The following is a 23,732-nucleotide window of genomic DNA, read 5'->3' as shown; positions in this document are numbered from 1 at the left end:
CCCCGTCGGAACGTTGGAGCCGCACGAGTTGGCCCGGCTGAGCGTCACCTCCTGAAGCAGGAAGGAAGCTCAAGTGACAAGCGAGAAGAGCGCCCTCGCAGGGACCGCGCCAGGCGCGGGTCGCCTGACGAGAGCGACGCGCTCCCACTTGCGCTCCCTGGCCGCCGGCACCATCACTCCCGAAGGGGCGTCGAAATGGGCGCTACGAATGATGGACGGCGATGCGCCGGAATTGCGTGAGCAACGGATCTGGACCGCACTCGACCGCCTCTCCGGTGCGGACCTACTCGTGGGGCCAGGGGAGTATCTGCACGGCCCGGAAGACTTCGGCGCCTGGGCCGAGGAATTCGACCACGCCAGGTAGACCGCACGCCTCGGCATTCGGAGCCCGGCGCCTCACCCGTCATGTCCCCTGTCGTGGTGCAGCCGAACCGATCTGATCTCTGCCTCGGGGGTAGAGCTCGTCCATGCTGTCGATGGGAAGGTAGCGGCGGGGGAAGGCGATCCACGGCGACCAGCTCGTATTCGTGCGCCGGGAGACGGGCGACGCGAGAACGGACGCGGTGCTGCGTGACAACGCCGAGTACTCACTCGCTGTCGACGAGGCGACCGGGAATCAGGATCCCAAGTCCAAGGCGGTGGCCTTCTACAGCAAGCCGCGGGCTACTTGGGGTCGGTCGACCGTATCGGCAATTCGACAACCCCTCGCCCCCCCACCGGGAGTTGCCCGCGAACTGCCGCCGTACGCTGCCCGTCGCCGTCGTCTCACTGACGGCTGCCACTGCCTCGCCGAGCTGCGTCGGGCGCGACCCGGTCTTGCCCTCCATGTGACGGAGACCGAGCCGGTGCACGGTCTCCGGGACCTGCGCACGGGGGAGATCGACCTGCTTCTGGCCTAGCGCTACGTTCCCGAAGGCCCGCCACCCTCGATAGCTGCCTCGCCGCGGCTGGGTCGCGGGGCATCCCGGCACCCCCGACCGGCGCCTGCTGTGCCGCTGGACCCACCGCATCGGCATCGACCCGGCGATCCGCTACGAGGCCGACGACTACGTCACCGCGCTCACCCTGATCGCGCAGGATCTGGCGGTCGGCCTGGTCCCCGCATCGGTGGTCGGCCGCCGGCACGACGCCGACCGGCCGGTCGTCCGCATTCCGGACCTGCCACAACCCCGAGGCCTCGACCGCCAGGCGCTCGCCGTGACGCGGCCGCGGTCGCACCATCCAATTGTCGACGAACTCGCCGAACTGCTGCGGGAGTCGATCGGGGCGTTGCGCAGGGCCAGGGAGACTTTCGCGGGGCAGGGGTAAGAAGCTTCCGGAGGGGCGCCGCCGAGGGCCGTCAGCCGATCGGGCCCCAGTCGCGCCGCGGTCGTGGTGGCTCGGATGCGGGGGCCGTCGGACCGCCTCCGGTGGTGCCTCGCCCCGGTGAGCGCACCAACGCCCACAGGCCCATCAGTCCGCCCACGACCGCCGGCATCCCCAGCAGCGCCCCGAACCCGAGCGTGAACCAGGCCCCGTCCTCGCCCCGGACCAGCTGACGCACCCCGGTGACGAGGAATGTCACGACCAGAACCGCCCAAGGCAGCACCCACGGCCAGGGATCGGGCGCCGGCACCGGCTCCTCGCGGCGCTCATCGCAGAAGGCGGCGTACCAATAGCGGACGCACCACCAGGCGACCGCGCACATCGACACCGCGCCCGCCCAGAGCCCGACCTTCGCGAGCGCGCCGTCCTCGCCGTTCACCGCAGCGGCCGTCAGCCCCACCCCCAACATGAACGTGAGGACGAACAGCATCGTGCCGACGGCCAGCCGGTGACGGCGGCTGCCGTCCAAGGCACGGGGTGAGATGTACATGTGGGTCACCCTAAGAGAGCCCGCCGCGCTCCCGTCAACGCCGCGTCAGTTCCGCATCAGACCGACATAAATCCCGAAGTGATCACCTCCCGAAACCCCCGCCCTCATAGTCCACTTGTCCCAGGAGTGACCTACACATCGACCATGCTGGAGCAGACCCAGCCCGACATCGGGAACATCTCCAACATCATGAAGAAGCCGTGCCGCGAGATGGAAGGGCGTGATGGGCCAGTTCCCCGTCGGCGACCCGCTGGACAGCTTCGTCCGCGTTGCCGAGGCGAAGGAGTTCGACATCACCTTCACCTACATCACCCTCGCCACGTACGCGCCCGGGAAGGCGCTGAAGGCCATGGCTGACATGACCAAGGCGGTCGGCGCCTGCAAGGGCGGCTTAACGGCGAAGGAGGACAAGGCCTCCAACGCGTACGTGTCCGTCCCCTCCGAGACCACCAGGACCGCACCCACGCCCGGTGCGGACGAGTCCCTGGCCTTCAGGGCCACGACCAAGTACCAGGGCGACACCCACAGCGTGCGCGCCCAGGCCACGCGCCACGGCGACACCATCGCCATCTACTTCGCCGTGGACGGCAACGCGTACATCCAGTCATGTGCCGGAAATGTCAAGATCTTTCCGGGGGTGGTCAAGTCGCAGGAAAAGAAGCTCAGTTGATGCCCCCGCGAGCAGCCGGGTCGCTCCACAGCGGCTCTCGGCGCGTCACGACACGATGACAGTTCACCGAAATAGGGCATCTTGCCCCGCTATCAACTCTGGTGGAACCAACAGCCCCACAGATAACGTCGGCGCTTTGGAGACCCCCTCGCCCCACCGGGAGCCGACCGTGAATCGCCGCACCATGCCCGTCACCGCCGCGCTCGCCGCGACCGCTGCCCTGCTTCTGACGGCCTGCGGCAGCGGAGACGACGGCAAGTCCAAGGACAAGGACAAGATCGCGGGCGCCGAGCAGGGCGACGCGAAGAAGTCCGCATCGCCTAGCGCACCGGCTGCGGACGGCGCCGACCGCCCGAAGGTGACACTGCCCAAGGACGACGTACTCGTCTTTGAGGGCGGCAAGACGGGTGACGCCAAGAAGGACGCCGTACTCGCGGACAATGCCGCGCGCCACCGCGCCATCGACGCCGCCATCATCAAGGGCGATCCGAGCTCCGAGGCCGTCCAGTTCTACTCGGAGGGTGACGGCGCGACCAGCGCGGTCACGTGGATCAAGTCGGTCGTGGACGACGGCTACTCCGTCACGGGAACGGTCCGGTTCTTCGACCGCACCGTGGCGTTCCGCGAGGACGGATCCGCACGGCTCACATACTGCAGCGACGAGAGCAAGTGGTTCGGCAAGGACCGAAAGACAGACAAGCCCGACAAGACTCCGGTGACGAAGAAGTCCTATGTCTTCTACGACGCCAGCCTGAAGCGCAGCGCAAAGGGCGTGTGGAAGACCACCGCCGTCTCATCGGAACGGGGAGCCAGTCAGTGCCAGCCGTGAGAAGGCCCTTGGCGGGGACCGCACTCGTACTTGCCGTCATGGGAGTATCGATCATTCCCAGCACCGCCTTTGCCGACGGACCCGGCGGCGGCTCCGAGGGCAATGTCGAGCAGTCCGGCGAGAAGAACGACGAAGAGATAGCCTCCGTCGTCCGGTTCGACCTCTCCCGCAACGGCACCGGCCCGTCCAGCGGCCCCATGACGGTGAAGTCGTCCGACTGGACCCCGCCCCCTTGCTGGTACGAGCCCAAGTACACGCCGGAGCAGCTCAAGGCGGACCACCAGAAGACGAAGAACCTCCCCCACGCCAGTGGGCTCGGCGAAGCGGTCGCCGCCTTCGAGAAGCATTACGTCGAAGGCCACCCCTACAAGAACTACAACATGGACAAGAAGGGCAAGGGCATGTTCTGGGACCGTGCCGCCCTTCCCTACGAAGAGGGCGGCGACATCTTCGCCTGCAAGAAGCCGCCCTTCTGGGTCGACAACGGCGAGCCCCCGAACGTCGAGAACGCGGTCACGCCCGAGGTCCTTGCCGAGCTCGCCTACGCGAGGATCAAGATCCCCGGTACCAAGGTCACACTCGCTCCCGAGAACGTCACGAAGGTCAACCTCCACACCTGGGCCTGGCTGGACAAGGCGAAGTTCAAGCCCGTCTCGGTGACCGCCTCCCTCAACGCCGGCGGCCAGAACATCGAGGCCACGACCACCGCCGAACCGCAGTCCCTCCGGATCGAGCCCGGCACGAAGGACGCGACGAGCCATCCCGCGTCCGGGGAGTGCGCCCTCAACGAGGACGGCAGCATCGGCTCCCCGTATGTCCAAGGCAACGCCAAGAAGATCCCGCCATGCGGCGTGACCTATCTCCGATCATCCGGCGACGGGACATACGCGCTCAAGGCCACCATTACGTGGAAGGTCACGTGGGAGGGCACCGGTGTCCCCGGGGGAACTCTCCCCGCGGGCACCTTCGGCACGACGCAGGACATCACAGTCGAGGAGATCCAGTCCATCAATCGCTGAACAGGCTGGACGGCGCGGCATTCACCAGCACGTCACCCGGCTCTGCCCCTTGCCCTTCTTCCGGGGGAAAGCTGGCAACGCGCCGTCGATCTCCCGGTAGGTGGGCCGACAACTGCAGGAGCCACCACGCCCTTCAGGCACTCCGCGACCTCACCATTGCCCGCCGTCGACGATCACTTCGGTAAGGCAGAACGGCCTGAATGCCACCCCCACTCACCCCACGGGGAACCTATGCAGGGCCTGACCTCAATCAATCATGAGCCCGCGTCGCCTTGCTGACGCAGGCTCACGGGCAGGGCAATTGCCACTGCGGCCCGAAGCCCTACAGCCCGCTACAAGCTCGTGTCACGAGCTCTCAGGAACTCGTTGGGTCCTCGGACAGGCGTACCGTGCTGAGAATCTTCATGATGGTGGCCTCCGGGACTTCCTCCTTGACGCCCGTGGCGCTGTAGAGGCTCCATGCGACGTACTCGCCCTCAGCGTTCTTGAAGCCGAACGTGATCGCCCTGCCGTCCGAGGAGCACTTGTTGGGGCGCGGCGCATTCTTGGACCGGGCCCACGCGATGCTGCCCTTGACGCCAGATTTGGTCGTGTAGGGCTTCGCCTTCTCATCGGTGATCAGGCTCTTCTTGTCCGGCTGCGTGTAGGCGCCGTAAACCCACCACCCGACCGTGTTCACCGCGACCTCATCGCTGTTCTTCGCGCCGTTCGCACCCTTGGTGCCCACGGCCGAGAGCGCCTTGTCCTCGCTCGAGCCGTCCTTGTCGTCGTCGGACGAGCACCACTTCGGCTTGTAGTACGCGGGCGCCGACATGGTGACGAGCGGGTCGCCGGTCTTGACGTCCTCGAACGCCACTGCGGAATTCGCAGCCCTGACGTCCCAGTCGGGGGGCACGTCAAAGGTGGTACCGCGCTTGGGGTTCACAACGGTCCGCCAACCCTTGACCGTTGGCTCGGGACCGTTGTCCGTGCCACGCGCGTCGTCACTTCCCTCCGCACCCTCCGCCGGAGAGTCATCGGGGCGGGGCTTCCCGGCCGAAGACTTCTCCGGGGCAGCGGACGTCTTCTCATCGCCCTTGTCTCCACCCAGGGCGAAGAACCCGGTGATCCCCGCAGCCACCACGACGGCAGTGGCCGCCACGATGGCGATCACCTTGGTCCTGTTCCCGCCACCCCCGGTCCCACCGCTACCACTGGGCTGCTGAGGCGTTCCCGGCATCATCGGTTGAGTGCCCCACTGCCCTGGCTGCTGATACGCGTCGGGCTGCTGGAACCCCGGTTGCTGGTACGGGTTCGGCGCTTGGTAACCCGGCTGCTGGTACGGGTTCCGGTCCTGCGGATTCTGCTCGCCCCCGGGCGGCTGCTGTCCTTGCCACATGGCGGGCAACACTAGAGCATTTACCTATTTGAGCCGGTGGCACGATCACGATCGGTGCCGGTGCCGGTGCTCCTTGGCCTGAGGTTAGGCCCTGACCCAGCGGCGTCTTCGCCAAGCCGAGGGGCAACATCAAGCTCAGCAAGTCCGTCTGTGCCCCGCTCGGGTACGCGATGAGCCAGTTCCCCTTCGGCGACTCACAGGACAGCTTCGCCCGCGTCGCAGAGGCGAAGGAGTTCGACGGCACCTTCACCTACATCACGCTCGCCGCTTACGCACCCGGTCAAGCGCAGGACGCCATGGCTGACATGACCAAGGCGGTCGGCGCCCGCACGGGCGGCTTCACGGTGAAGGGGGACAAGGCCGCCTCCAACGTGTCCGATTCGCGGTGGACGGCAATGCCTACCTCCAGTCACACGCCGGCGACACCAAGATCTTCCCCGCAGTGGTCAAGTCGCTGGAGACGAAGCTCAGTTGAGGCCGATGGGCCGCCTCAGCTGACCCAGACGTCCCCGCGGAACGCCCCTCATCGCAGGGCCCCGGCCCCTCTAAGCGGCCGAGGCCCTATGGCGGCCTTCTTCGCGTCACGACGCGATGACAGTTCCTCGAAATAGGGCACCTTGCTCCGTTATCGACCCTAGCGGAACCAACAGCCCCACAGTTAACGTCGGCCCTTTGGAGACCCCTCGCCCCACCGGGAGCCGACCGTGAACCGCCGCACCATGCCCGTCACCGCCGCGCTCGCCGCGACCGCAGCCCTGCTCCTGACGGCTTGCGGCAGCGGGGGCGACGACGCCAAGGACAACGACAAGATCGCCGGCGCCGAGCAGGGCGCAGAGAAGCCGAAGAAGTCGGCAAACCCGTCGGGAGCACCGGCGGAGGACAAGCCGGACGGCGTGGACGTGTCGCTGCCCAAGGACATGGACCTGGTCTTCGACTGGGACAAGCCGACGGACAAGAACGAAGCGGCTGCGATGGACGACGCAGCCAACTTCTTCCGTGCCATCTACCGAGGCGTCGACAAGCGCACGGCCAAGGAAGCCGCCGTGACCGTATACGCCACCGGTGAGGGACTCCACTACGCGAAGACCCAGATCGACGGCTGGATCGACGGCGGCTGGACCGCCACCGGCACCCTGCGCCACTACCAGGCGACCACCCGGTCCACTACGAACGGCAACTCAGTGGAAGTCGCGTTCTGTGCGGACGCAAGCAAGTTCTACGGCAAAGAGATCAAGACCAACAAGATCCTGAAGACCAAGAAGAGCATCGCGGACTTCGACTACTACAAGATGATCATGGTCAAGCACCCCACAGGCAGTGGCCTGTGGCAGGCGTCCAAGGTGTTCGTCGAGACGAAGGCGGAGAAGTGCCAGTGAACAGATCACGGCTTACGGTCCTCACCACCGCAGCCCTGACGCTCGCCCTCAGCGCCCTCGTCCTCACCGAAGTCGCCTATGCGGGGAAGCCGGTCGGTTCGGGTAAGGGCGGCTCCAAAGAAGAAGGCGGCACCGACAAAACCGGCATCTACGCCGCCGCAAAGGTCCAGTACTCCGGAGCCGTCGCCAAAGACGGCGCCAGCGGAAACGTATCCTCCGCCGACGTCAATTGGGACCCGCCGCCCTGCTGGTACGCCCCGTACCTCGGCGCCAAGGACTTCAAGAAGAAGAACACCGCAGATCTCAAGGAACAGATGAACACCCCCGGCCTGGGTTCGGGGGGAACCGCCCTGGGTGAGCTCAAGCGCCACTACGAGGACGACTACGGCTGGACGGACACCCCCGGCTACAAGGACTACAACGTCAAGAAGGACGGCGAGGGGATGTTCTGGGCTGCGGTCGAGAACCCCAACGAGCCGGACGCCCTCAAGCGCATGTCGTGCTCCGACATCCCCTTCTGGGTCGACAACGGCGAGCCCCCGCCGCCCCAGCACGAAGAGGCCATCACCCCGAAGATGCTCGCCGCCCTCGCCTACCAGCACATGGAGCTCCCGGGCACCAAGGTCACCCTTGCACCCGAGGCCAACACCAAGGTGAATCTGCCTACTTGGGCCTGGCTCGACAAGGCTGTTTTCGAGGACGTCAAGGCGACGGCGGAGATCAACGTGCCCGGGTTCAACCTCGAGGCGACCACGACCGCCACCCCCAAGTCCCTCACGCTCGACCCCGGCACCAGGGACGCCACCACCATCCCCGCCAATGGCGAATGCCCCATCGTCGACGGCAAGATCGGTGAGCCGTACGCCAAGGGCAAGTCCAAGGAGACCCCGCCCTGCGGCATCACGTACCGCCGCTCCTCCGGCGGCGACACGTTCCCGTTGAAGGCCTCCCTCACCTGGGAGATCAGCTGGCAGGGCACGGGCCAGGCGCAGGCGGTCGGCATGCCCGACGGCACCATCGAGGCGGTCCAGGACATCGCGGTCGAGGAAATCCAGTCCATCAACCGCTGAGGCTTCGGCTCGGGGCGCCACCCCGAGCCCCAGCCATCCAAGGCGGCAGCGCCGAGTGCGGCGGCGGCGAACGCCCCGGCACCGAGCAGTTCACCCGTGGCGCTCGCCTCACCGGGCGTCCTGGGGGCGAGTTCGTCCTCGGGGTCCTCGACGACTGTCAGGACCTGCCCGACGTCGTACTCGTCGGAGGTCGTTTGCAGCTCCGGCCCCGGCACCCGCGTAATGCGCAACGGCAGCCTCCCGCATGTTGCGCCGCATCTCGGCGGACTCCTCTTCCATCACGTGATGCCCGAAACGCTCGGCGAGGAGGGTGCGGGTTCGATCGGCCCGCTCCTTCAGTTGCTCAGGCGTGAGCGTACGAGCGGCGAGATCCTGCATCAGGGCACGGAGACCGGTCGCGCGCTTCAGCGACGGCGGCGAGCGACCGCCGAAGGCGCGGTGACCTAGGACCAGGGCGAAATCCACACGTGGACCGGAAGCCGTACCGATCCCCTCCCCCACACGTCGGCCTTTCCGTCGTACGCCTGCGCATACTGCGACACCACCCGATCGCACCGGCAAACACACCGCCGGACATCGCGGCCCCGGCAGCCACAAGGCAGCCGGGGTCCTCGACTGCCGCAGCCGTCGCGTCACGACACTATGACAGTCTGTCGGAATTATATGGATTGCCCCAATATCACCCCTGGTGAAGGCAGAAACCCCACAGATATCGTCGACCTGTTGGAGCCACCCTCGCTCCACCGGGAGCCGACTGACGCCGCCATGACCACATTCCTAAGGAGGACCGAGTGACCGTCGCCTTCTCCCTCGACACGGACAGCGGTGTCTGGGCACTCGTCGATGACGAACCGGCCAACAAGAAGCAGGTCAAGATGCTGGCCTTCGAGCTCGATTCGGCAGCCGAACTGATCCCTCAGACAGTTCCGGTGCACCAGATCTTTCTCTACGTTCCGGATCCCCGCCGAGAGCCGCCCAGGGCCCCGAGGTGATCGACTTCGACACCGAGCGCTTAGGGCGTGGCATGCGCTCGATCCGCCATTTCGTCGCGACCAAGGCCGGTGTCATGCGCTGCGCGGTGAACTACGCCTGGCGCATCGAGTCGCTCGGCGCACAGGGCTCAACCAACGCCCTGGTTGGTTCAATTCCACTGACGTACAGGCGCATTTCGAGAAACGAACCACAGCCGCTTGATCCCCTGCGAGCCATCGACCCCCTAGAACCCAGGAGAACCGAGGAATGCCGTCCGAGGAACTGCAGCGCGCAATAGGCCAACGCCTCGGCATCCACGCCGACGCCGCGGCGTGGTGCACGATCGACAAGATCCCACGGCCTCCCGCGGAGGTGATCCAGGCGGCTGGCGAGCCGCGGCTTCAGGCCGGGCGGCTGCGCCCGTTGGGGATGGTCGGTAAAGCGCTGGCAATAGTGTTCATGCCGGTCCTCGCAGTACTGCTCGTTCTCTCGAATGCGGTGGAGGCGATCGAGAGGCTCCTTGCCCCGCAGAACGAGAAGCAGCGGCTGCGGGCCGAGGCCGAGCGGCGCGATGCCATCATCGCCGAGCAACGGCTCGACCAAGTCTTCGACGGCGACTGGGATGCCGGCGCAGGGCAGTTCCTGCTGCGCTGGTACACCCACTCCGCTCATCATGAGCGCCTCATCCTGGCGACCGAGGACGGCATCGCCCTCGCGGCCCCTCCTCAACGCGTCAGCGTGGGCAGGGAGAAGCGTATGGAGATCGTGGCCCGCATCCCTGCCGGGGAAGCCGTCCTTGTCGATCCGTTCTCCGGCGAACCCATGACGGACGTACTACTTCTGCAATTCCGCGACGGTTCCTGGTTGCGGGTCGAATCGGAGGAGACCCCCAGCGACCTCCACCGCCATCTGCTCCGGCAGTCCCAAGCGTCACGACACGATGAGAGTACCCCGAAATGATCCGACTTGCCCCCCTCCATCACCCCTGGCGGAACCAACAACCCCACGGATAGCGTCGGCTCGGTCGGTACGGGCCAGGCGTAGGCGGCCGGTCTGCCCAACGGCACGATGGAGGCGGTCCAGGACAACACGGTCGAGGAAATTCAGTCCATCAACCGTTGAACATCGCAGACCGACGGAAGCGTTCAAGGCCCTGGTGGCGCCACCAGGGCCTAGAGACAGGGAGCAGAACTCACATGTCAGACGAGGAAGATCGTGACCCCGGGCCGTGGGAGTACAGGGCCCGCGAGGGAATCATCAGGAAGATGATTCCGGGGGACGTCATCGCCGCGGTGCCCGCCGCCCGGGAAGCCGCCGAGTCCGAGGGCCGCAGGCTGCAGTTCGACTTCCTCGACGACGAAGCGGTCTTGAAGATGCTGCGCCTTCGCTCTGTCGACGACGAACAGCTACTCAGCGCTGGAAAGAAGGCGGGCTACCCCACGGCCCTGATCTTCTGCGGGATCTTCCTCTACTGGGGCGCATACGCCCAGTACTGGGCAACCAGAACGCAGACGTTCTTCTACGCAGGAGCCGGACTCGTTGTCGCCGCCACCCTCGCGTTCTTCGTCGTCACGTTGACCCGGCAGTGGGGAAACCGCCCCCGCCAGAAGGTCCGGGCCAGGGCAGCCGCGTACCGGAAGATCGCGCACATCGCGGCCGAGAACGGCGGCGACGTCCCGACCTTCTACCCGCACTACGGGCCCTACCCCTTCGCCGCGAACTTCCATCCCGACGCCGCCGAACTCGACCTGCCCGAGCAGAGCAGATTCTGAAGGCCTCCATGCCGGCGTCGCCGGCGGTATCCAGCCTTCTGTCAGGGTTCGCCGGGGATCTCCCCCTGCCCATCCGGCCAGACTCCGCACTGGAGGGACCCACTGCCCTTCTTGCCCCAGCCGAAGCGCTGCTTCTCGGCCAGCACCGCCTGTACGCGGACAGCAGGGCCGAGCGGCAACTGGACGTCGGAGTCGTCCTCAGATCCAGGTGAACTCGCCGCTCAATGCCTCTGCTCTCGTTCCACCATCAGCTCACCTCATCGGCCCGGCAGGTGCGTCACATCACCCACCGCAGCGAGCCAGCCATGGCGTCGCACAGGTGCTCCATGGGGCCGGACATTCCCGTGACGGGGGCCGAGAAGGAGAGAACCAAGTAGCCAGCGCCGCCCGGCATATGGACATGAACGTCCAGGGACGTGGCGCCCAGTACGCGCACAGCCGTGCCTGCGGGAAGATCCACCACGGACACCTGCCGCCCCGACGCTCCGTCTTCGGACTCGCGCGCCGCCAGATACGTCGCGTACCTCTGCGGGTCCGCGGACGAATCGCCCAGTGGCATCAACGACACCAGCAGTGAGGCGGGCAAGCCGCCGTCCTGTGAGGTCGTCAGGAGGAAGAACTCCATGGCGCCACGCGCCAGGCCGGACTCCGCGGTGTTCCGCAGCGTGGTCCATACATTGCGCGTGAGATCCGCGGAGACCCCGCGGCCCTGCGCCTGCCGATCCACGAAGGTCTTCAGCTGGCCGCGCCACCGGTCTTGCGTGAGGTCGACGCGGAACCACTCGCGGGGGACCAGCAGACGGTAGTCCGTGGGGGTCGCCGCCTCGAGTGGTGAACCCGCCTCCTCCGGTGATTCGTTCATCGCATTCACCCCGGCATCACCAAGGGCAGTCCCTGCTCGTCGAAGAATCGGACGCTCTTCACGACACCGGCGAACATCGCGGAGAAGGTCTCCCACCCCTCGGCCGTCGGTGTTCCCAACTCCAGCACCATTACGGTCTGGTTGCTCAGCGGAATCTGGACCTGGATGAACGACGTCCAGATGGGCTCGTCCTCCCCCGACTCCGTGAGGCTGCCGTCCACGAAGGATTGCCGAGTGCCTATACAGGTCGCGGCGGGGCCACAGGGCAACTTCACCTCGTCCACCTGACCGATCTCCAGGTGCCGCATCGTCGATGCGATGAAGCCCACCGGCTTGGCCCCGGCTCGTTCGTCCAGGTCCACGAGGCTGACGTTCACCGTGGCCGTACAGCGGACGTCCTCGACCTCCGTCACCACGAAACCGGCGTACTGAACTCCCGCCTCGATGAACTCGTCGTAGTTCGCCGCGCACATGGAAGCCCATTCGAGTTGGACGTCCTCACTGGCACCCGGCAGTGCCTCTCGGGCCAACTCCATCAGCTTGCGGCAGAGTTCATCCAGGTCATCCGCCTCGAAGGGAAGCTCGAGGAACCCTTCAGGCATGACCCAGCGAACCTCTATGCCGTCGCTTCCCGTGAGGCTGGGCCGACTGTCTTCGATGGTGTCGGTAGTCAACTGTGGATTCTCCTCTCCGTCTCAAATGCCGCCAGGCACGACCTAGGCCGCCAACGCCGCGTTGAACGGCTTCGGCGAGGCACTGGGTGTGGGGGAAGGTTGAGGAGAGGGTTTAGGCGTTGGCGTGGCAGGGGCCGGCTCCTGGTATCCGGTCCTCTCGCCATTTTCCCCCTTGCGCATCCGGTTCAAGGCGCTCGCGAGGCCTGCCCCCTTGATGACCGCTGTGATGTTCTTGCCTTCGATGGGCCCCTTCTTGAGCAACGCGCGGCTCCCGTTAACGATCGTGACGCCCATGCCGTTCAGGAACTTGTCCCCGACACCCTCGAGAGCTGTGCCCCCCTTGAAGGTTCCAAGGCCCTTGAGCTTTGACAGGCCCTTGAGTCCCTTGAGCGCCGTAAACCCCCTGAGGGCGCCAAGTCCCGGCATCACGCCCAGTACGTCACCCCCCAGCTTCACCCAGCTGACCTTGCCCCCGCGCGCCGTCATGTCATACGCGTGGCCCGCAAGCGCGAGAGCGCTGGCAGCTACGGCAAGGCCCGCGAGGATGGGAACCAGAGCCTGAAGCGGCGGAACGAAAGCACAGATCACCGCGAGCACGGACAGGACGGCAGATATGTTCGAGAGCGCATCCGCCCAGTCCCCGAGCCAGTTCATGAAGCCGCCCGGATCCCGGACGTCATCGTGATGCACGACGTCCCTGATATGCCGAGCGGCTTTGTCCCCCGCATCGTCATAGATATCCCTGGCCTCCTTCACCAGTTTCCGGGAGCCGCCGATGCGAAGCAGCGCGTCGGCTTTCTTCTCCTTCCAGCGCTCGTAATCCTCCTTCTCGCCGGCGGGAACGTTGTGGGTGGGGTACTTCTCGTCGTACTTCTTCACCTCGCGCTCCGCCAGGTCAAAGTCACTCTTGGCTTCGCGATAGTCACCCAGCGCCTTGTCCGCCTTGCGCTGCGCCCTGCGCATTTCACCGGCGAACTCGTTCGACTCGCCTTCCCGCACGTGCTCACCGAGAGCCTTGGCGGCCTCGTCGTAGCGCTCGAAGGACTTCTTGAGCTTGTCCCCGGTGCCGCCTGCCATGTCGTGGAAGGCCCGGCCCGCGTCGCTGTCCCAACCGTCCACGGAGCCAAGGGCCTTGATGACGCGGGACTGCTCGTCGATCATCTTGGCCATCTTGCGCAGCTTGCGACCCAGCTCGGCCACTTCCTCGGGGTCTCCCGGGGTGGGATCGTCATGCCAGAGGGGTGGCCAGTCGCTGTCCGTCCTACTCACTTCTTGCCCTTGCCTTCCGCCTTGGCGCCACGGATCGCCTCGGCCAGCTTGTGGTCGATCTTCTCGTACTCCTTGGCGGCGACCGAGGTGAACTCGGCCAGCTTCTCAAGCTCCTTCATGAGCTTCTTCCTGGTCTTCTTCCAGGTGTCCCCGAAGTCCGAAAAGGCATCTTTCAGGGCGCCATGGCCCACGGCACTGCCGTATTCGTCGGCAGGGTTGCCGTTGCGCTCGAACTCGTTGTGGATCTTTCCCATATCTCGCGATGCCTGCTTGATAAGGGCGATATCCGCCTTCTGATGGTCCGCCACGGGACCCCCTCCCCGTTCGTTTCCCTGACCGTATCGCTCGTGCATCTGGAGACAATGGGGAGCAAATTGACCGCTCTCCACCCTCTTCACAGCACCCGGTACCGGATAGCCTAACGAAGCAGCAAGCCATTCTGCGACGCCCATGAGGAGTGCCTGACGTGACATCCACGGACGAGCAACGCGCAATCGCCGACCGGTTGGGCATTCAGGCCGAAGCCATGGAGTGGTGCACGATTGGCAAGATTCCCACGCCGCCCGCCGACGTGTTCCAGGCGGCCGGGTCCCCGCGGCTCCGGCCGGGGCGGATGCACCCCTTGGAGATGGTCTTCGAGGTGCTCGCCGCGCCGTTCAGGTTGATCGTTTGGTTGGCGACCCTCGTGACAGAAGCGAGGGAGGCGGTCCTGCGCAGTCTCGACTCCAAGAGTGAGAAGGAGCGGTTGCGGGGGAAGAGGGGCGAAGCCCAGCGGCATGAGGCCTTCATCGTCGAGCAGGGGCTCGACCGCGTCTTCGACGGGAACTGGCAGGCTGCGGCGGGGCAGTTTCTGCTGCACTGGTACACCCACTCCACCGACGACCAGCGCCTCGTGCTCATCGCCCCGGACGGCATCGTCCTCGCGGCACCACCTGTGCGTGCAGTCCTGGACCGGGAGAAGCACACGGAGGTCGTCGCCCGGCTCGGCGCCGAGGAGGCGAGCCTGGTCGACCCGTTCAACTGGGAGTTCGAGTCGCGGATGCTGCTCCTGCGCTTCCGCGACGGCTCGTGGCTGCGGATCGACACGGAGGACACCCACAGCGACCTCCACAGGTACTTGCTCCGCCAGCCCCTCCCCGACACTGTCCCCGATCCTCACTCCAACGACAACTGACGTCTTTCTCCCGACGGTTCAGTCCTCGCACCACCCCTACACCGGCATAGGCGTAGTAACCGTCCGCGTCTCCCCGTCCCCAAGGTGCAGCAAACCGCTGCCCGGAGTGATCGGCCCGCCGACCGTGCTGCGCGTCGTGCGAATGCCGATCAGGTCGCCCGCGGAACTGTCCTGCGGGGACAGCAGGATGCCGCGCCGCGCCTTCTTCGCGTCGACCTGCCAGCCGGAGAAGCCGCCGCAGATCTCTTCCTCGTCACCGGCGATGACGACAGCGAGGCCCTCCTCGCCGCCCCGCTGGACGATGCGCTTGAACACATCTTCCGCGTCACAGTCGTCCAGCGTCTCGGCGTCGTCGACGAGCACCACGATCGGCTCCTCGCGCGTCGCCGACGCCAGAACCTCCTTGAGGTCGTCCTCCTCGATGTCGTCCTCCGTGAACACCTTCAAGACGCCCTCGCGGCCTTCCAGTTCACGCAGGGGCGACTGCCGCGGAGCAGCGATCACCAGGCGCACGCCCTGACCCAGGTAGGAGCGGGCGAAGTTCATCAGGACGGTACTGCGGCCCGACTTGGCGGGGCCGCCGACGACAAAAACAGGCATTCCCTGCCCCAAATCGGTGCCCAATCCGGTCAGTTCGTCGCCGCCGACGCCCACCAGGCCCCACAGCGGGGAGGCCGGAAGCGAGGCGTCCCGAAGCCGCCACGCGTCGTCGAAGGAGATGCGGGACGGGAGCACGTCGACCCTGAACGGCCTGCGGGCGCGGGGGACTTCGGTGTCCCGCTCGGCCGCCGCCTCACCGATGACGGTGAGGGCCGCCGCCTGCCCCTGGCCCGTGACGTCTTCGCTCAGCAGCGCGAACTGGGTCTCGGTCGCGGTTCCGTTCTGGAAGGCACGGCCGGCGGCGATCTCGTCGGGCAGCTTGCGCGCGTTGATCTCCAGCATCGAGAAGTCTGCGCGGTCGGAGAGCCTCAGAGCGTACTTGTCCTCGGTGAGCGAGGAGATCCGTCCCGAGAGAATCTGCCTGTCACCCGTCATGATCAGGTGGATGCCGACGCTCGCGCCCTCCCGCATCATGGCCATGATCTCGTCCGTCAGCACACCGTGGTCGTACTCGCCGAGGCCGGGAAGCCAGCCCTCCCAGCGGTCGAGCAGGATCACCAGGTGCGGCATCCGATCGTCCTCCGGTACGGCGGCCCGCTGTTCCCCGATGTCCGCGAATCCCTTCTCCGCGAATGCGTCCTGCCGGCGGGTGAGTTCGCCGCTCAGTCTGTTGATGAGGCGGATGGCCCGCTCCGTCTGCGCGCGGCTGACGACCGCGCCACAGTGCGGCAGCCGGGACAGGGCGTTGAGCGCGCCGTTGCCGCAGTCGATGCCGTACAGATGCACGTCGGCGGTGGAGTGCGTGCGGGCCAGGGAGCCCGCGATGGTCCGCAGCACCTGGGAGCGCCCGCTGCGGGGCGCACCGCCGATGAGGAGGTGGCCGAAGGTGGCGAAGTCCACCGTCACCGGGATGCGCGCCTGCTCGGAGGGCAGATCCGCGATGCCGTACGGGGCCGGGGGAAGCGCCCCCGCACCCTGCGCCGCCGGGATCTCGTCGAGGAGCAGGGTGTCGCCGAGCGCGGGGAGCCAGGGGCTGTGCTGAGCCGGGATGCGCATGGCGTCGTTGGCCTCGCGTACGGCGTCGACCAGCACCTTGAGGTCGGTGATCTCCTCATCCTCGCGGGCCTCGCCCTTGGGCTTCACGAGCGCGGGCCTGCCGAGGTCCTGCCACTGCAGCAGGCTCGACCAGGGGGCGAGGGCCTGCGGGTCGGCGGCCCCGGGCCTGCGGCCACCGACACGGCCCGACTGGAAGGGGATCAGGGAGGCGTGTCCGAGACGGACGTACGCGCGTCCCGGCGTGCTCTTCGAGATGTGCCCGGCCTCGGGAGAGTCGATGACGTCGCTGGACTCGCCGCCGTCGGTCACGCGCAGCGCGATGCGCAGGTTGGTGTTGGCCCGGATCTCGGGCGAGACGACACCGCTGGGCCGCTGCGTGGCGAGCAGCAGGTGGATGCCGAGGGACCGGCCTCGCTGAGCGATGTTGACCAGGCCGGCGACGAAGTCCGGCAGGTCCCGGACCATCGACGCGAACTCATCGATGACGATGAGAAGTCGGGGCACCGGCGCGTGCGACGGGGCGCGACGCACGAGGTCTTGGTAGTCCTCGATGTCCTTGGCGTCAGCCGCGGCCAGGATGTGCTCGCGCCGCTTGAGTTCGGCGCCAAGCGACTCGAGGGCGCGCTCGACGAGGTGTGCGTCGAGGTCGGTGACCATGCCGACCGTGTGCGGCAGCTTCACACAGTCCTTGAACGCCGAGCCGCCCTTGTAGTCGATCAGCACGAAGGTCATGGCCTCCGGGGTGTTGGCCACCGCGAGCGCGGCCACGATGGTCTGCAGCAGCTCCGACTTACCGGAGCCGGTGGTGCCCGCAATCAAGCCGTGCGGTCCGTCCCGCCGCAGGTCGATGCCGAACGGGCCGTCGTACGACTCTCCGATGACCGCCATCGTCGACTGACCGCCCGTGCGCCAGCGCGCCGTGATCGCGTCGCCGGTCGGCGGCTCCAGCTGGAGGACGTCGAGCAGACGGCTGGACGCGGGCAGCGCCGAGTCCTCGGTCTCACCGCTGATGTCCCGCAGCGGGGAGAGGGAGCGGGCGAGCCGGGCGCACCAGGCGGGCGCGACGAAGTCCGGCCGCACGTCGCTGATGACCCTGGCGCCGGTCTGGTGGACGCGCAGCCGCAGGCCCAAGCTTTTATCCACGTCGGCCACAGCGGACCCGGCGTGATCCCAGGCGCTGAAAGAAGGGAATCCACCGGGCGGGGCCTCGGGCGCCGCACTCGCGGACCGCCTGCCCCTGAGCCGATCGGAGGCGGTCCTCGTACCCTTCCCTGCGCTCGTCTTCGCCGCGGTCTGAACGGGACGCGGCTCGGCGACGACGACGGCCTGGCACTCGCCGGGCAGGAACCGCTCCTCGGCATCGATGCAGAGCGAGAACATCGAGACCGTGGGACCTTCGCGGAGGAGCCGCACCACACCGGGCATCGACCGCAGCCGCCTCGATCCGTCCCACATGATGACGATGTCGGGGTCGCCGAACGAGGTGGCGTCTCGCTGGCCGCCTTCCTTCGCGGCCTTCTGGCGGGCGTCGAGGATCTGCGTCAGCTCACCGATGCGGGCGCCCACGGTCTCGGAGTCGACGCCGATCAGGACATGGGCGTGGTCGCCGCCGGGGCGGGAATGAGGCAGCCAGCGTACCCAGTCCCAGCTCTCCTGCGCCGAGTTCTCCGTGAGGACGTAGAACAGCACGTCCATCGGGCTGTGCAGCGTCGCGGTCTGGGCGACGGCCCAGCGCCCAAGGGCCCGTGCCGTGTCGTCGGGACCGGCGATGCCCACCACCCCGATGTCCCGCAGCGGCAGTGCCACCGGGACGTCCTCGATCTTCCAGGTGACCTGGCGCCGGTGTTCGTCCTGCTCCGGGTCATCGAGCACGACCTCGGACGGCAGTCGGCCGGTGCCGAGGCGCAGCAGCAGATGGTCGGCGTCGGCGCGCCTGCGCTCCCACAGCCGGCTCCGGGGGCCGGTGGCCAGAGCGAGCACGAGCGCGGGGTCCGGAACGGCCTCGATCCGGTCGAGACGCTCGGCGACGAGGGCTTCTCGCGCGTCCTGCTCGATGCGCGCCTTCTGCTCCTTGTACTCCTTCACCTGCTTCGCATGCGACTGCCGACCGTGCTTCTTGTCCATGAAGTAGTTGCCGAAGAGCATGATCGGACTCAGGGCGGCGATGATCAGGAACTGCCAGCGCCCGAAGACCCAGGCGGAGACGACGGCGCCGGCCAGCGGCATGAACGCCATGAGCCACGGCAGCGGTCGGGCCTCGAACTCCCGGGGCGACTGGGGCAGCCGGAACGTGGTCTGCCGCTCGGAGGGACGCAGTCGCGGCGGCCGGTTGTAGTCGAGCCCGGCGCCGTCGTCGGACCACTTGAGCGCGGCGTCGGGCGGCGTGTAACGGTGAAGTTCGAGCAGCGTGTTGCCGACGGCCAGTTGCCCGCCCACCGGCCATTCGTCACCGTCGAGCTCTTCACCGTCGAGAGTTACACCCTCTTTGTCCCCATGTATGGCGACCTGGCATATCCCGTTCACCTTGACCGACAACGCGACGGCTCGGTCCGCGAGTTCGGGGTCGTCGATGCGTACGTACGACGCCGCACCCCTGCCGATCTCGTAGCGCCCGACCCCGAGCCGGTGCACGGCCCCGGCGGCGGGGCCGCTCGCGACGCGCAGCTCGACCAGGCCGGCCGGCTCTCCGGGGAGGCATCCGGCGGGATCGTGCAGGCTGACGACGGCCCCCTCGCGCAATGGTGACCCGACCACCGTCGCATGGGGGTCGACGGCATACCCGTCGACGAAGACGGCAGGTGCGCCGTCGCTGGGCAGCCCGGCCCCACCGATTCCACCGCGCCCACTGCCGATGGCGATGACCTGCGCCTGCGGCCCTTCATCGACATACCCGACATGTCGGCCCAACTCGCGCGCGATGTCCCCGACAACTGATTCGGGGTCGACATCGAGCACCACATCGGAGCTCATGCCCCTCATGGGATCGACGACGGTCAGGGTCAGGCGCACGCTCGTCCTCCTCATCAGACCGAGGCCCGCCCCGGCCGGAGCACGGACCACTGCCCATGGTGTCAGCGAACCCTATCCGCCCCGCACTTCCCATCCGCAACCACCTTGTGCACGACCTCACAGAGCCCTCGCTCCCCCAGAGGGCTGTGCGCCCCCGCCCGTCCCCCCGTAAGCTTCTGTGCCACGCTGACGATCGGATCATCCGCATCAGCGAATACGGGAGCCACGGGGGTTGGCCCTGCGGCAAGTCGGAAAAGGGAGTGCCCGATGGCCAAGAAGGACACCGATCTCACATATGCCGAGATGGACAAAGAAGCCGGCAAGCTTCTGAAGGACATGGACGACTTCCACCGCGAACTCGACGCGATCGACAGCCGCATCGACCTCCTGGTGGAGAACGGCTACACCACCCAGAAGGGCTCGGCGGCCTTCGAGAAGTCCTTCAAGGAGTTCACCAAGGGCGCGAAGAAGGCTCTTGAGGGCCTCCAGGGCATGTCCGAGTTCATCACCAAGGCCCGCAAGGCCTACGAGGACCTGGACATCGAGCTCGCCAACGCGAACAAGTAACAAAGTGGCTTCCTGACGGCAGCCCAAAGGGATCGGCCCGGTTCAGAGAGACTTGAGCCGGGCCGTCCCATTTGCGCTGGACGGGCAGCGGGGAGCCGGTCACTGTTACGACGCCGATGTGACGCGGGAACGGGGAGGACCCTGATGGGCAGTTCGGCGAAGCCTGCGCGGCCCAAGGCCGCGGCCGCGGCTGCGCAGGGCAGCGGCTGGAAGAAGGCCGGGTTCGCCTGCCTGGTCCTCCTCATCGGGTTCGCGGTGGCTGCCGCCCTCGTCCTCGGTCCCTATGCCTGGGCCGGCGAGATGTGGCGCGACCTCGCGCCGAAGTGGCCGGGCGGGGGTTATGGCTTCGCGGTCACGGCCGGGCTGCTTCTGCCGGTCGCGGGCGCGCTGGTGGCGTTGCCGTTGCGGTACATCAACTGGAAGCAGGACAAGCCCCGCTCGGCGGGATGGACGGCCGCGGCCCTGCCCGGTATCGGCGCCTGCGTCCTAATTCTCTCCATCGCCATGCACACGATCCGCCCCAAACGAAGCCATCGGAGCGGGTACTGCAACGCGAGCGGCGAGTACTGCTGGGTCAGCCTGAACTATCCGTATGTGTGGGTGGTGGGGCTGGGGGCGACGATTCTGGGCGCTCTGGCGGGCGGTTGGCTGTACGGGGCATACCGGCGGCGGGCGGCCTCCGGCAGCGAATGAGCGGCGGGCGGTGCGGGGCCGACTGCGGGTTGTCAGTCCACGCGGGAGAGTTGGGCCTCTGGGTTGCCTGACTTTTTGTTTTCCGAGAGGTACAGCAGGGCGTCGCCCTTGGGGCGTAGGCGGACCGTGTGGCTGTTCTTCGTGCACTGGGCCGCGCTGTCCGCCTGGCCCTTGCCCTGCGCCACGATCTCCTTCCGCGACACCGACTTCAGGACCAGGTCCACCGCGCAGACGCCGCCCAGCTGGTCCGTCTGCGTCATGACCGCGAAGCGTTCGCCGACCTTGCCCTGCTCGACCTTGAGGCTGAACGTGCCCATCGGGATCGCGCCGTTGGCTGCTGTCGCCTGGCCTTCCCACGTGCCGAGGTAGGAGCTTGGGACCTTGCCGTCGCCCTGCTGGCCGCTTGCCGTCGCCTGTGGGGGCCGGGCCGTGTCGCTGCTCTTGTCGTTCTCTCCCGGGAGCAGCCCGAACACGAAGGCGGACCCGATGGTCGCCGCTGCGAGCGCGCCCGCGACGCCCAGGACCAGCGTGCAACTGACCTTGCGGCCCCGCTGCCCGTCGGCCCCACTCGGCGTGGACGTCGCGGCGACCGAGACGCTCACCCGGCCGGGCGGGTCCGGTGGCGGGGCTGACGACGGAGGTGAGGTCTGCGTGGGGACGTACGCGGCGGGCGCCGACGCGTACGAAGCGTCCGGTGGGCCGAAGGTCCCACTGCTCTGCGGCTCACGCCCCTCGGCCCGGCCGCCCGCAGGCCACCCCACCACCGAACCGCCGAACGGCACCGGCCCCGACGGCTGTTCCGCGCCCCCGACCCCGTCCGTCTCCAGGTCGAGGATCCGCACCGCGCTCCGGCTGACCCGCTCCACCAGCGGCCCCGGCAGCCACCCGGCCGCCACGAGCCCGTCCACACCCGAGGGCGCGAGCCGCCGCGCGACCTCCCGCGGAGTCGGGCGCGCAGCCGGGTCCTTGATCAGGCACTCCCGTGCCAAGTCGCGCAGATCGCCGTCCAGCGCGCCGAGTTCCGGCTCCTCGTGTACGACCTTGTAGAGCAGCGACGCGGAGGAATCACCCGGGAACGGGGATGCCCCCGTGGCCGCGTACACGAGGACGGCGCCCAGTGAGAAGACGTCCGCCGCCCCTGTGACCCCCCTGCCGAGGATCTGCTCCGGCGACATGTAGCCGGGCGAGCCGACGGAGACGCCGGTCGACGTGAGCGAGGCCGTGCCGTCCGTCGCGCGTGCGATGCCGAAGTCGATGAGGCGCGGGCCGTCCATCGTGAGCATCACGTTCGACGGCTTGACGTCACGGTGCACGAGTCCCAGGCCATGGACGTGCGTCAGCGCCTCGGCCAGGCCCGCCACCAGTACGCGTACGGAATGGGCGGGGAGAGGGGACAGGTCACGTACCGCCTCCGCGAGTGAAGGCCCCGCCGCGTAGCCCGTGGCCACCCACGGCACCGGCGCCTCCGGGTCCGCGTCGAGCACCGGCGCCGTCCAGTCGCCGCCCACCCGCCGCGCCGCGTCCACCTCGCGCCGGAAGCGGGCGCGGAACTCCTCGTCGAGCGCGAAGTGCGGATGGACGACTTTCACCGCGACCGTACGGCCGCCCGAGCTGCGCCCCAGATAGACCCGGCCCATGCCGCCCGAGCCCAGTCTGCCGAGCAGGCGGTAGGGGCCGACGGCGGTCGGTTCGCCGGGATCGAGCGGGTGCATGACGAAGGCCTCCCCCGGACGCGCCGCACGCCCGCGTCCACCCGGGCCGCGGGCACTGTCTCCAGATGCGGCTCAGAGTAGTCCGCGGCTCAAGGTAATCCGCGGCTCGGAGTGGTCCGCAGCTCGGAATGGTCCGTGCCTCGGAGTGGTCCGCGGCTCGGAATGGTCCGTGCCTCGGAGTGGTCCGCGGCTTAAGGCTGCTTACCCCACAACTCCACCCGCACATCCGCGGGGAAGCCCGTCGTCTCCCCCACCCGGCGCGCGAACTCCGTCACGCCCTCCAGCTGCGCGCTCCCGAACCGGAAGTCGAGCGTCGTGAAGTACTGCTCCAGGATCTGAGCGTCGAAGGCCTCCCAGCGCGCGGCCTGCTCGGAGACCTTGCCGACCTCCTCCAGGGAGAGGTCGCGCGAGGCCAGGAACGCCTTGTGCACCGCGTCCACGACGGCGGGCTCGCGCTCCGCGTAGTCGCGCCGGGCCGCCCAGACCGCGAAGACGAACGGCAGACCCGTCCATTCCTTCCACATCTGGCCCAGGTCGTACACGTCAAGGCCCAGGCGCGGCCCGTCGATCAGGTTGGCCCGCAGCGCCGCGTCCCCGATGAGCACGGCGGCGTCCGCCTCCTGCATCATCACGCCGAGGTCGGGCGGACACGTGTAGTAGTCGGGCTGTACGCCGTAGCGCTCGGCGAGCAGCAGCTGCGCCAGGCGCACGGAGGTGCGCGAGGTCGAGCCGAGCGCGACCCTGGCGCCGTCCAGCTGGTCGAGGGGGACCTGCGAGACGATCACGCAGGACATCACCGGGCCGTCGCAGCCGACCGCGAGATCGGGAAAAGCGACGAGATCGTCGGCGTTCCTGAGGAACTCGACGAGAGTGACGGGCGCGATATCGAGATCGCCCCGCACCAACTGCTCACTGAGCTTCTCCGGGGTGTCCTTCGTGAGCTCGAAGTCGAGCAGGGTTCCGGTCCGCGCGAGACCCCAGTACAGGGGCATGCAGTTCAGGAACTGAATGTGACCGACGCGCGGCCTGGGGGTGCGGTGATGACCGGGGAGCTGGTCTGAGCCCTCCCCGGTGATGGTGCCAACGGGAGAATTGTCCACATCGGGGAGGCTAGCCCCCTTGCGGTACGGTGCAGAAAGCGGGGCCCCGATCCCGCCCTTGTCAACCCCTCCGGA

General features: G+C 67.6%; 24 protein-coding genes. 15 read left to right on the top strand and 9 right to left on the bottom strand.

The features are described from left to right. Nucleotides 1-73 precede the first annotated feature (73 nt). From ACZ5CR_RS27180 to ACZ5CR_RS27170, 3 genes are all read left to right on the top strand, one after another. The gene (locus ACZ5CR_RS27180; RefSeq protein ID WP_468861936.1) at nucleotides 74-364 is read left to right on the top strand and encodes a DNA-binding protein; all 291 of its coding nucleotides are present in this window, start codon (nucleotides 74-76) and stop codon (nucleotides 362-364) included. Nucleotides 365-527: 163 nt separating this feature from the next. Next, the gene (locus tag ACZ5CR_RS27175; RefSeq protein ID WP_468861933.1) at nucleotides 528-899 is read left to right on the top strand and encodes a hypothetical protein; all 372 of its coding nucleotides are present in this window, start codon (nucleotides 528-530) and stop codon (nucleotides 897-899) included. A gap of 34 nt (nucleotides 900-933) precedes the next feature. Continuing rightward, nucleotides 934-1,308 carry a LysR substrate-binding domain-containing protein gene (locus ACZ5CR_RS27170; RefSeq protein WP_468862160.1) on the top strand — a complete coding sequence of 125 codons (375 nt, stop codon included), beginning with the start codon at nucleotides 934-936 and terminating at the stop codon, nucleotides 1,306-1,308. 31 nt (nucleotides 1,309-1,339) lie between these two features. Here the strand turns inward: ACZ5CR_RS27170 and ACZ5CR_RS27165 are convergent, their stop codons facing one another. Beyond that, nucleotides 1,340-1,855, bottom strand: coding sequence for a hypothetical protein (locus ACZ5CR_RS27165; protein ID WP_468861931.1), 516 nt, complete (start codon nucleotides 1,853-1,855; stop codon nucleotides 1,340-1,342). Between the two features lie 223 nt (nucleotides 1,856-2,078). On the opposite strand from ACZ5CR_RS27165, the gene ACZ5CR_RS27160 reads away from it, so the two are divergent. From ACZ5CR_RS27160 to ACZ5CR_RS27150, 3 genes are all read left to right on the top strand, one after another. Further along, entirely contained in the window at nucleotides 2,079-2,525 is a 447-nt protein-coding gene (locus ACZ5CR_RS27160; RefSeq protein ID WP_468861930.1) for a hypothetical protein, read from the top strand. A 169-nt stretch (nucleotides 2,526-2,694) separates the two neighbouring features. Then, a complete protein-coding gene (locus ACZ5CR_RS27155; RefSeq protein WP_468861928.1) occupies nucleotides 2,695-3,354 on the top strand; it encodes a hypothetical protein in 660 nt (219 codons plus the stop codon). Between the two features lie 38 nt (nucleotides 3,355-3,392). Then, nucleotides 3,393-4,373 carry a hypothetical protein gene (locus tag ACZ5CR_RS27150; RefSeq protein WP_468861926.1) on the top strand — a complete coding sequence of 327 codons (981 nt, stop codon included), beginning with the start codon at nucleotides 3,393-3,395 and terminating at the stop codon, nucleotides 4,371-4,373. A gap of 355 nt (nucleotides 4,374-4,728) precedes the next feature. Here the strand turns inward: ACZ5CR_RS27150 and ACZ5CR_RS27145 are convergent, their stop codons facing one another. After that, on the bottom strand, nucleotides 4,729-5,751 hold the full coding sequence (locus ACZ5CR_RS27145) for a DUF8017 domain-containing protein (RefSeq protein WP_468861924.1): 1,023 nt from the start codon (nucleotides 5,749-5,751) through the stop codon (nucleotides 4,729-4,731). A gap of 704 nt (nucleotides 5,752-6,455) precedes the next feature. Between ACZ5CR_RS27145 and ACZ5CR_RS27140 the strand changes: the two genes are divergently transcribed. From ACZ5CR_RS27140 to ACZ5CR_RS27115, 6 genes are all read left to right on the top strand, one after another. Next, complete coding sequence (locus ACZ5CR_RS27140; protein WP_468861922.1) at nucleotides 6,456-7,127, top strand: hypothetical protein; 672 nt, start codon at nucleotides 6,456-6,458, stop codon at nucleotides 7,125-7,127. Then, the gene (locus tag ACZ5CR_RS27135; protein ID WP_468861920.1) at nucleotides 7,124-8,197 is read left to right on the top strand and encodes a hypothetical protein; all 1,074 of its coding nucleotides are present in this window, start codon (nucleotides 7,124-7,126) and stop codon (nucleotides 8,195-8,197) included. The genes ACZ5CR_RS27140 and ACZ5CR_RS27135 overlap by 4 nt, the downstream gene beginning before the upstream one ends. A 285-nt stretch (nucleotides 8,198-8,482) precedes the next feature. Continuing rightward, a complete protein-coding gene (locus ACZ5CR_RS27130) occupies nucleotides 8,483-8,644 on the top strand; it encodes a hypothetical protein (protein ID WP_468861918.1) in 162 nt (53 codons plus the stop codon). Nucleotides 8,645-8,988: 344 nt separating this feature from the next. Next, on the top strand, nucleotides 8,989-9,189 hold the full coding sequence (locus ACZ5CR_RS27125; protein WP_468861915.1) for a hypothetical protein: 201 nt from the start codon (nucleotides 8,989-8,991) through the stop codon (nucleotides 9,187-9,189). A 247-nt stretch (nucleotides 9,190-9,436) separates the two neighbouring features. After that, nucleotides 9,437-10,129, top strand: coding sequence for a hypothetical protein (locus ACZ5CR_RS27120; protein ID WP_468861913.1), 693 nt, complete (start codon nucleotides 9,437-9,439; stop codon nucleotides 10,127-10,129). 236 nt (nucleotides 10,130-10,365) lie between these two features. Further along, the gene (locus ACZ5CR_RS27115; RefSeq protein ID WP_468861912.1) at nucleotides 10,366-10,941 is read left to right on the top strand and encodes a hypothetical protein; all 576 of its coding nucleotides are present in this window, start codon (nucleotides 10,366-10,368) and stop codon (nucleotides 10,939-10,941) included. 277 nt (nucleotides 10,942-11,218) lie between these two features. Here the strand turns inward: ACZ5CR_RS27115 and ACZ5CR_RS27110 are convergent, their stop codons facing one another. Genes ACZ5CR_RS27110 through ACZ5CR_RS27095 form a run of 4 tightly spaced genes read right to left on the bottom strand, consistent with a single transcriptional unit; the run spans nucleotide 11,219 to nucleotide 14,054 of the window. Then, a complete protein-coding gene (locus ACZ5CR_RS27110; protein ID WP_468861909.1) occupies nucleotides 11,219-11,803 on the bottom strand; it encodes a hypothetical protein in 585 nt (194 codons plus the stop codon). 5 nt (nucleotides 11,804-11,808) lie between these two features. After that, complete coding sequence (locus ACZ5CR_RS27105; protein ID WP_468861906.1) at nucleotides 11,809-12,477, bottom strand: hypothetical protein; 669 nt, start codon at nucleotides 12,475-12,477, stop codon at nucleotides 11,809-11,811. 42 nt (nucleotides 12,478-12,519) lie between these two features. Continuing rightward, on the bottom strand, nucleotides 12,520-13,746 hold the full coding sequence (locus tag ACZ5CR_RS27100) for a putative T7SS-secreted protein (protein WP_468861905.1): 1,227 nt from the start codon (nucleotides 13,744-13,746) through the stop codon (nucleotides 12,520-12,522). After that, nucleotides 13,743-14,054 (bottom strand): type VII secretion target, encoded by a 312-nt coding sequence (locus ACZ5CR_RS27095; protein WP_468861902.1) that lies wholly within the window; start codon nucleotides 14,052-14,054, stop codon nucleotides 13,743-13,745. Before ACZ5CR_RS27095 ends, ACZ5CR_RS27100 begins: the two co-directional genes overlap by 4 nt. A gap of 158 nt (nucleotides 14,055-14,212) precedes the next feature. Between ACZ5CR_RS27095 and ACZ5CR_RS27090 the strand changes: the two genes are divergently transcribed. After that, nucleotides 14,213-14,920, top strand: coding sequence for a hypothetical protein (locus ACZ5CR_RS27090; RefSeq protein WP_468861900.1), 708 nt, complete (start codon nucleotides 14,213-14,215; stop codon nucleotides 14,918-14,920). Nucleotides 14,921-14,956: 36 nt separating this feature from the next. Here ACZ5CR_RS27090 and ACZ5CR_RS27085 read toward each other — a convergent pair whose 3' ends face one another. Further along, nucleotides 14,957-19,585: an FtsK/SpoIIIE domain-containing protein gene (locus tag ACZ5CR_RS27085; RefSeq protein WP_468861897.1), complete on the bottom strand. Its 4,629-nt coding sequence runs from the start codon at nucleotides 19,583-19,585 to the stop codon at nucleotides 14,957-14,959. Nucleotides 19,586-19,852: 267 nt separating this feature from the next. Here ACZ5CR_RS27085 and ACZ5CR_RS27080 point away from each other — a divergent pair, with 267 nt between their 5' ends. Next, nucleotides 19,853-20,152, top strand: a complete 300-nt coding sequence (locus ACZ5CR_RS27080; protein WP_468861895.1) for a WXG100 family type VII secretion target — start codon at nucleotides 19,853-19,855, stop codon at nucleotides 20,150-20,152. A 144-nt stretch (nucleotides 20,153-20,296) separates the two neighbouring features. Further along, nucleotides 20,297-20,845, top strand: coding sequence for a hypothetical protein (locus tag ACZ5CR_RS27075; protein ID WP_468861893.1), 549 nt, complete (start codon nucleotides 20,297-20,299; stop codon nucleotides 20,843-20,845). Between the two features lie 32 nt (nucleotides 20,846-20,877). Here ACZ5CR_RS27075 and ACZ5CR_RS27070 read toward each other — a convergent pair whose 3' ends face one another. Both ACZ5CR_RS27070 and ACZ5CR_RS27065 read right to left on the bottom strand, forming a co-directional pair. Further along, entirely contained in the window at nucleotides 20,878-22,557 is a 1,680-nt protein-coding gene (locus tag ACZ5CR_RS27070) for a serine/threonine-protein kinase (protein ID WP_468861892.1), read from the bottom strand. Between the two features lie 191 nt (nucleotides 22,558-22,748). Then, a complete protein-coding gene (locus ACZ5CR_RS27065) occupies nucleotides 22,749-23,633 on the bottom strand; it encodes a menaquinone biosynthetic enzyme MqnA/MqnD family protein (protein ID WP_468862158.1) in 885 nt (294 codons plus the stop codon). Between the last annotated feature and the right edge of the window lie 99 nt (nucleotides 23,634-23,732).

This window comes from Streptomyces sp. NPDC031274 (genome assembly GCF_055570235.1).
This window is presented reverse-complemented; position numbering and strand designations above follow the sequence as displayed.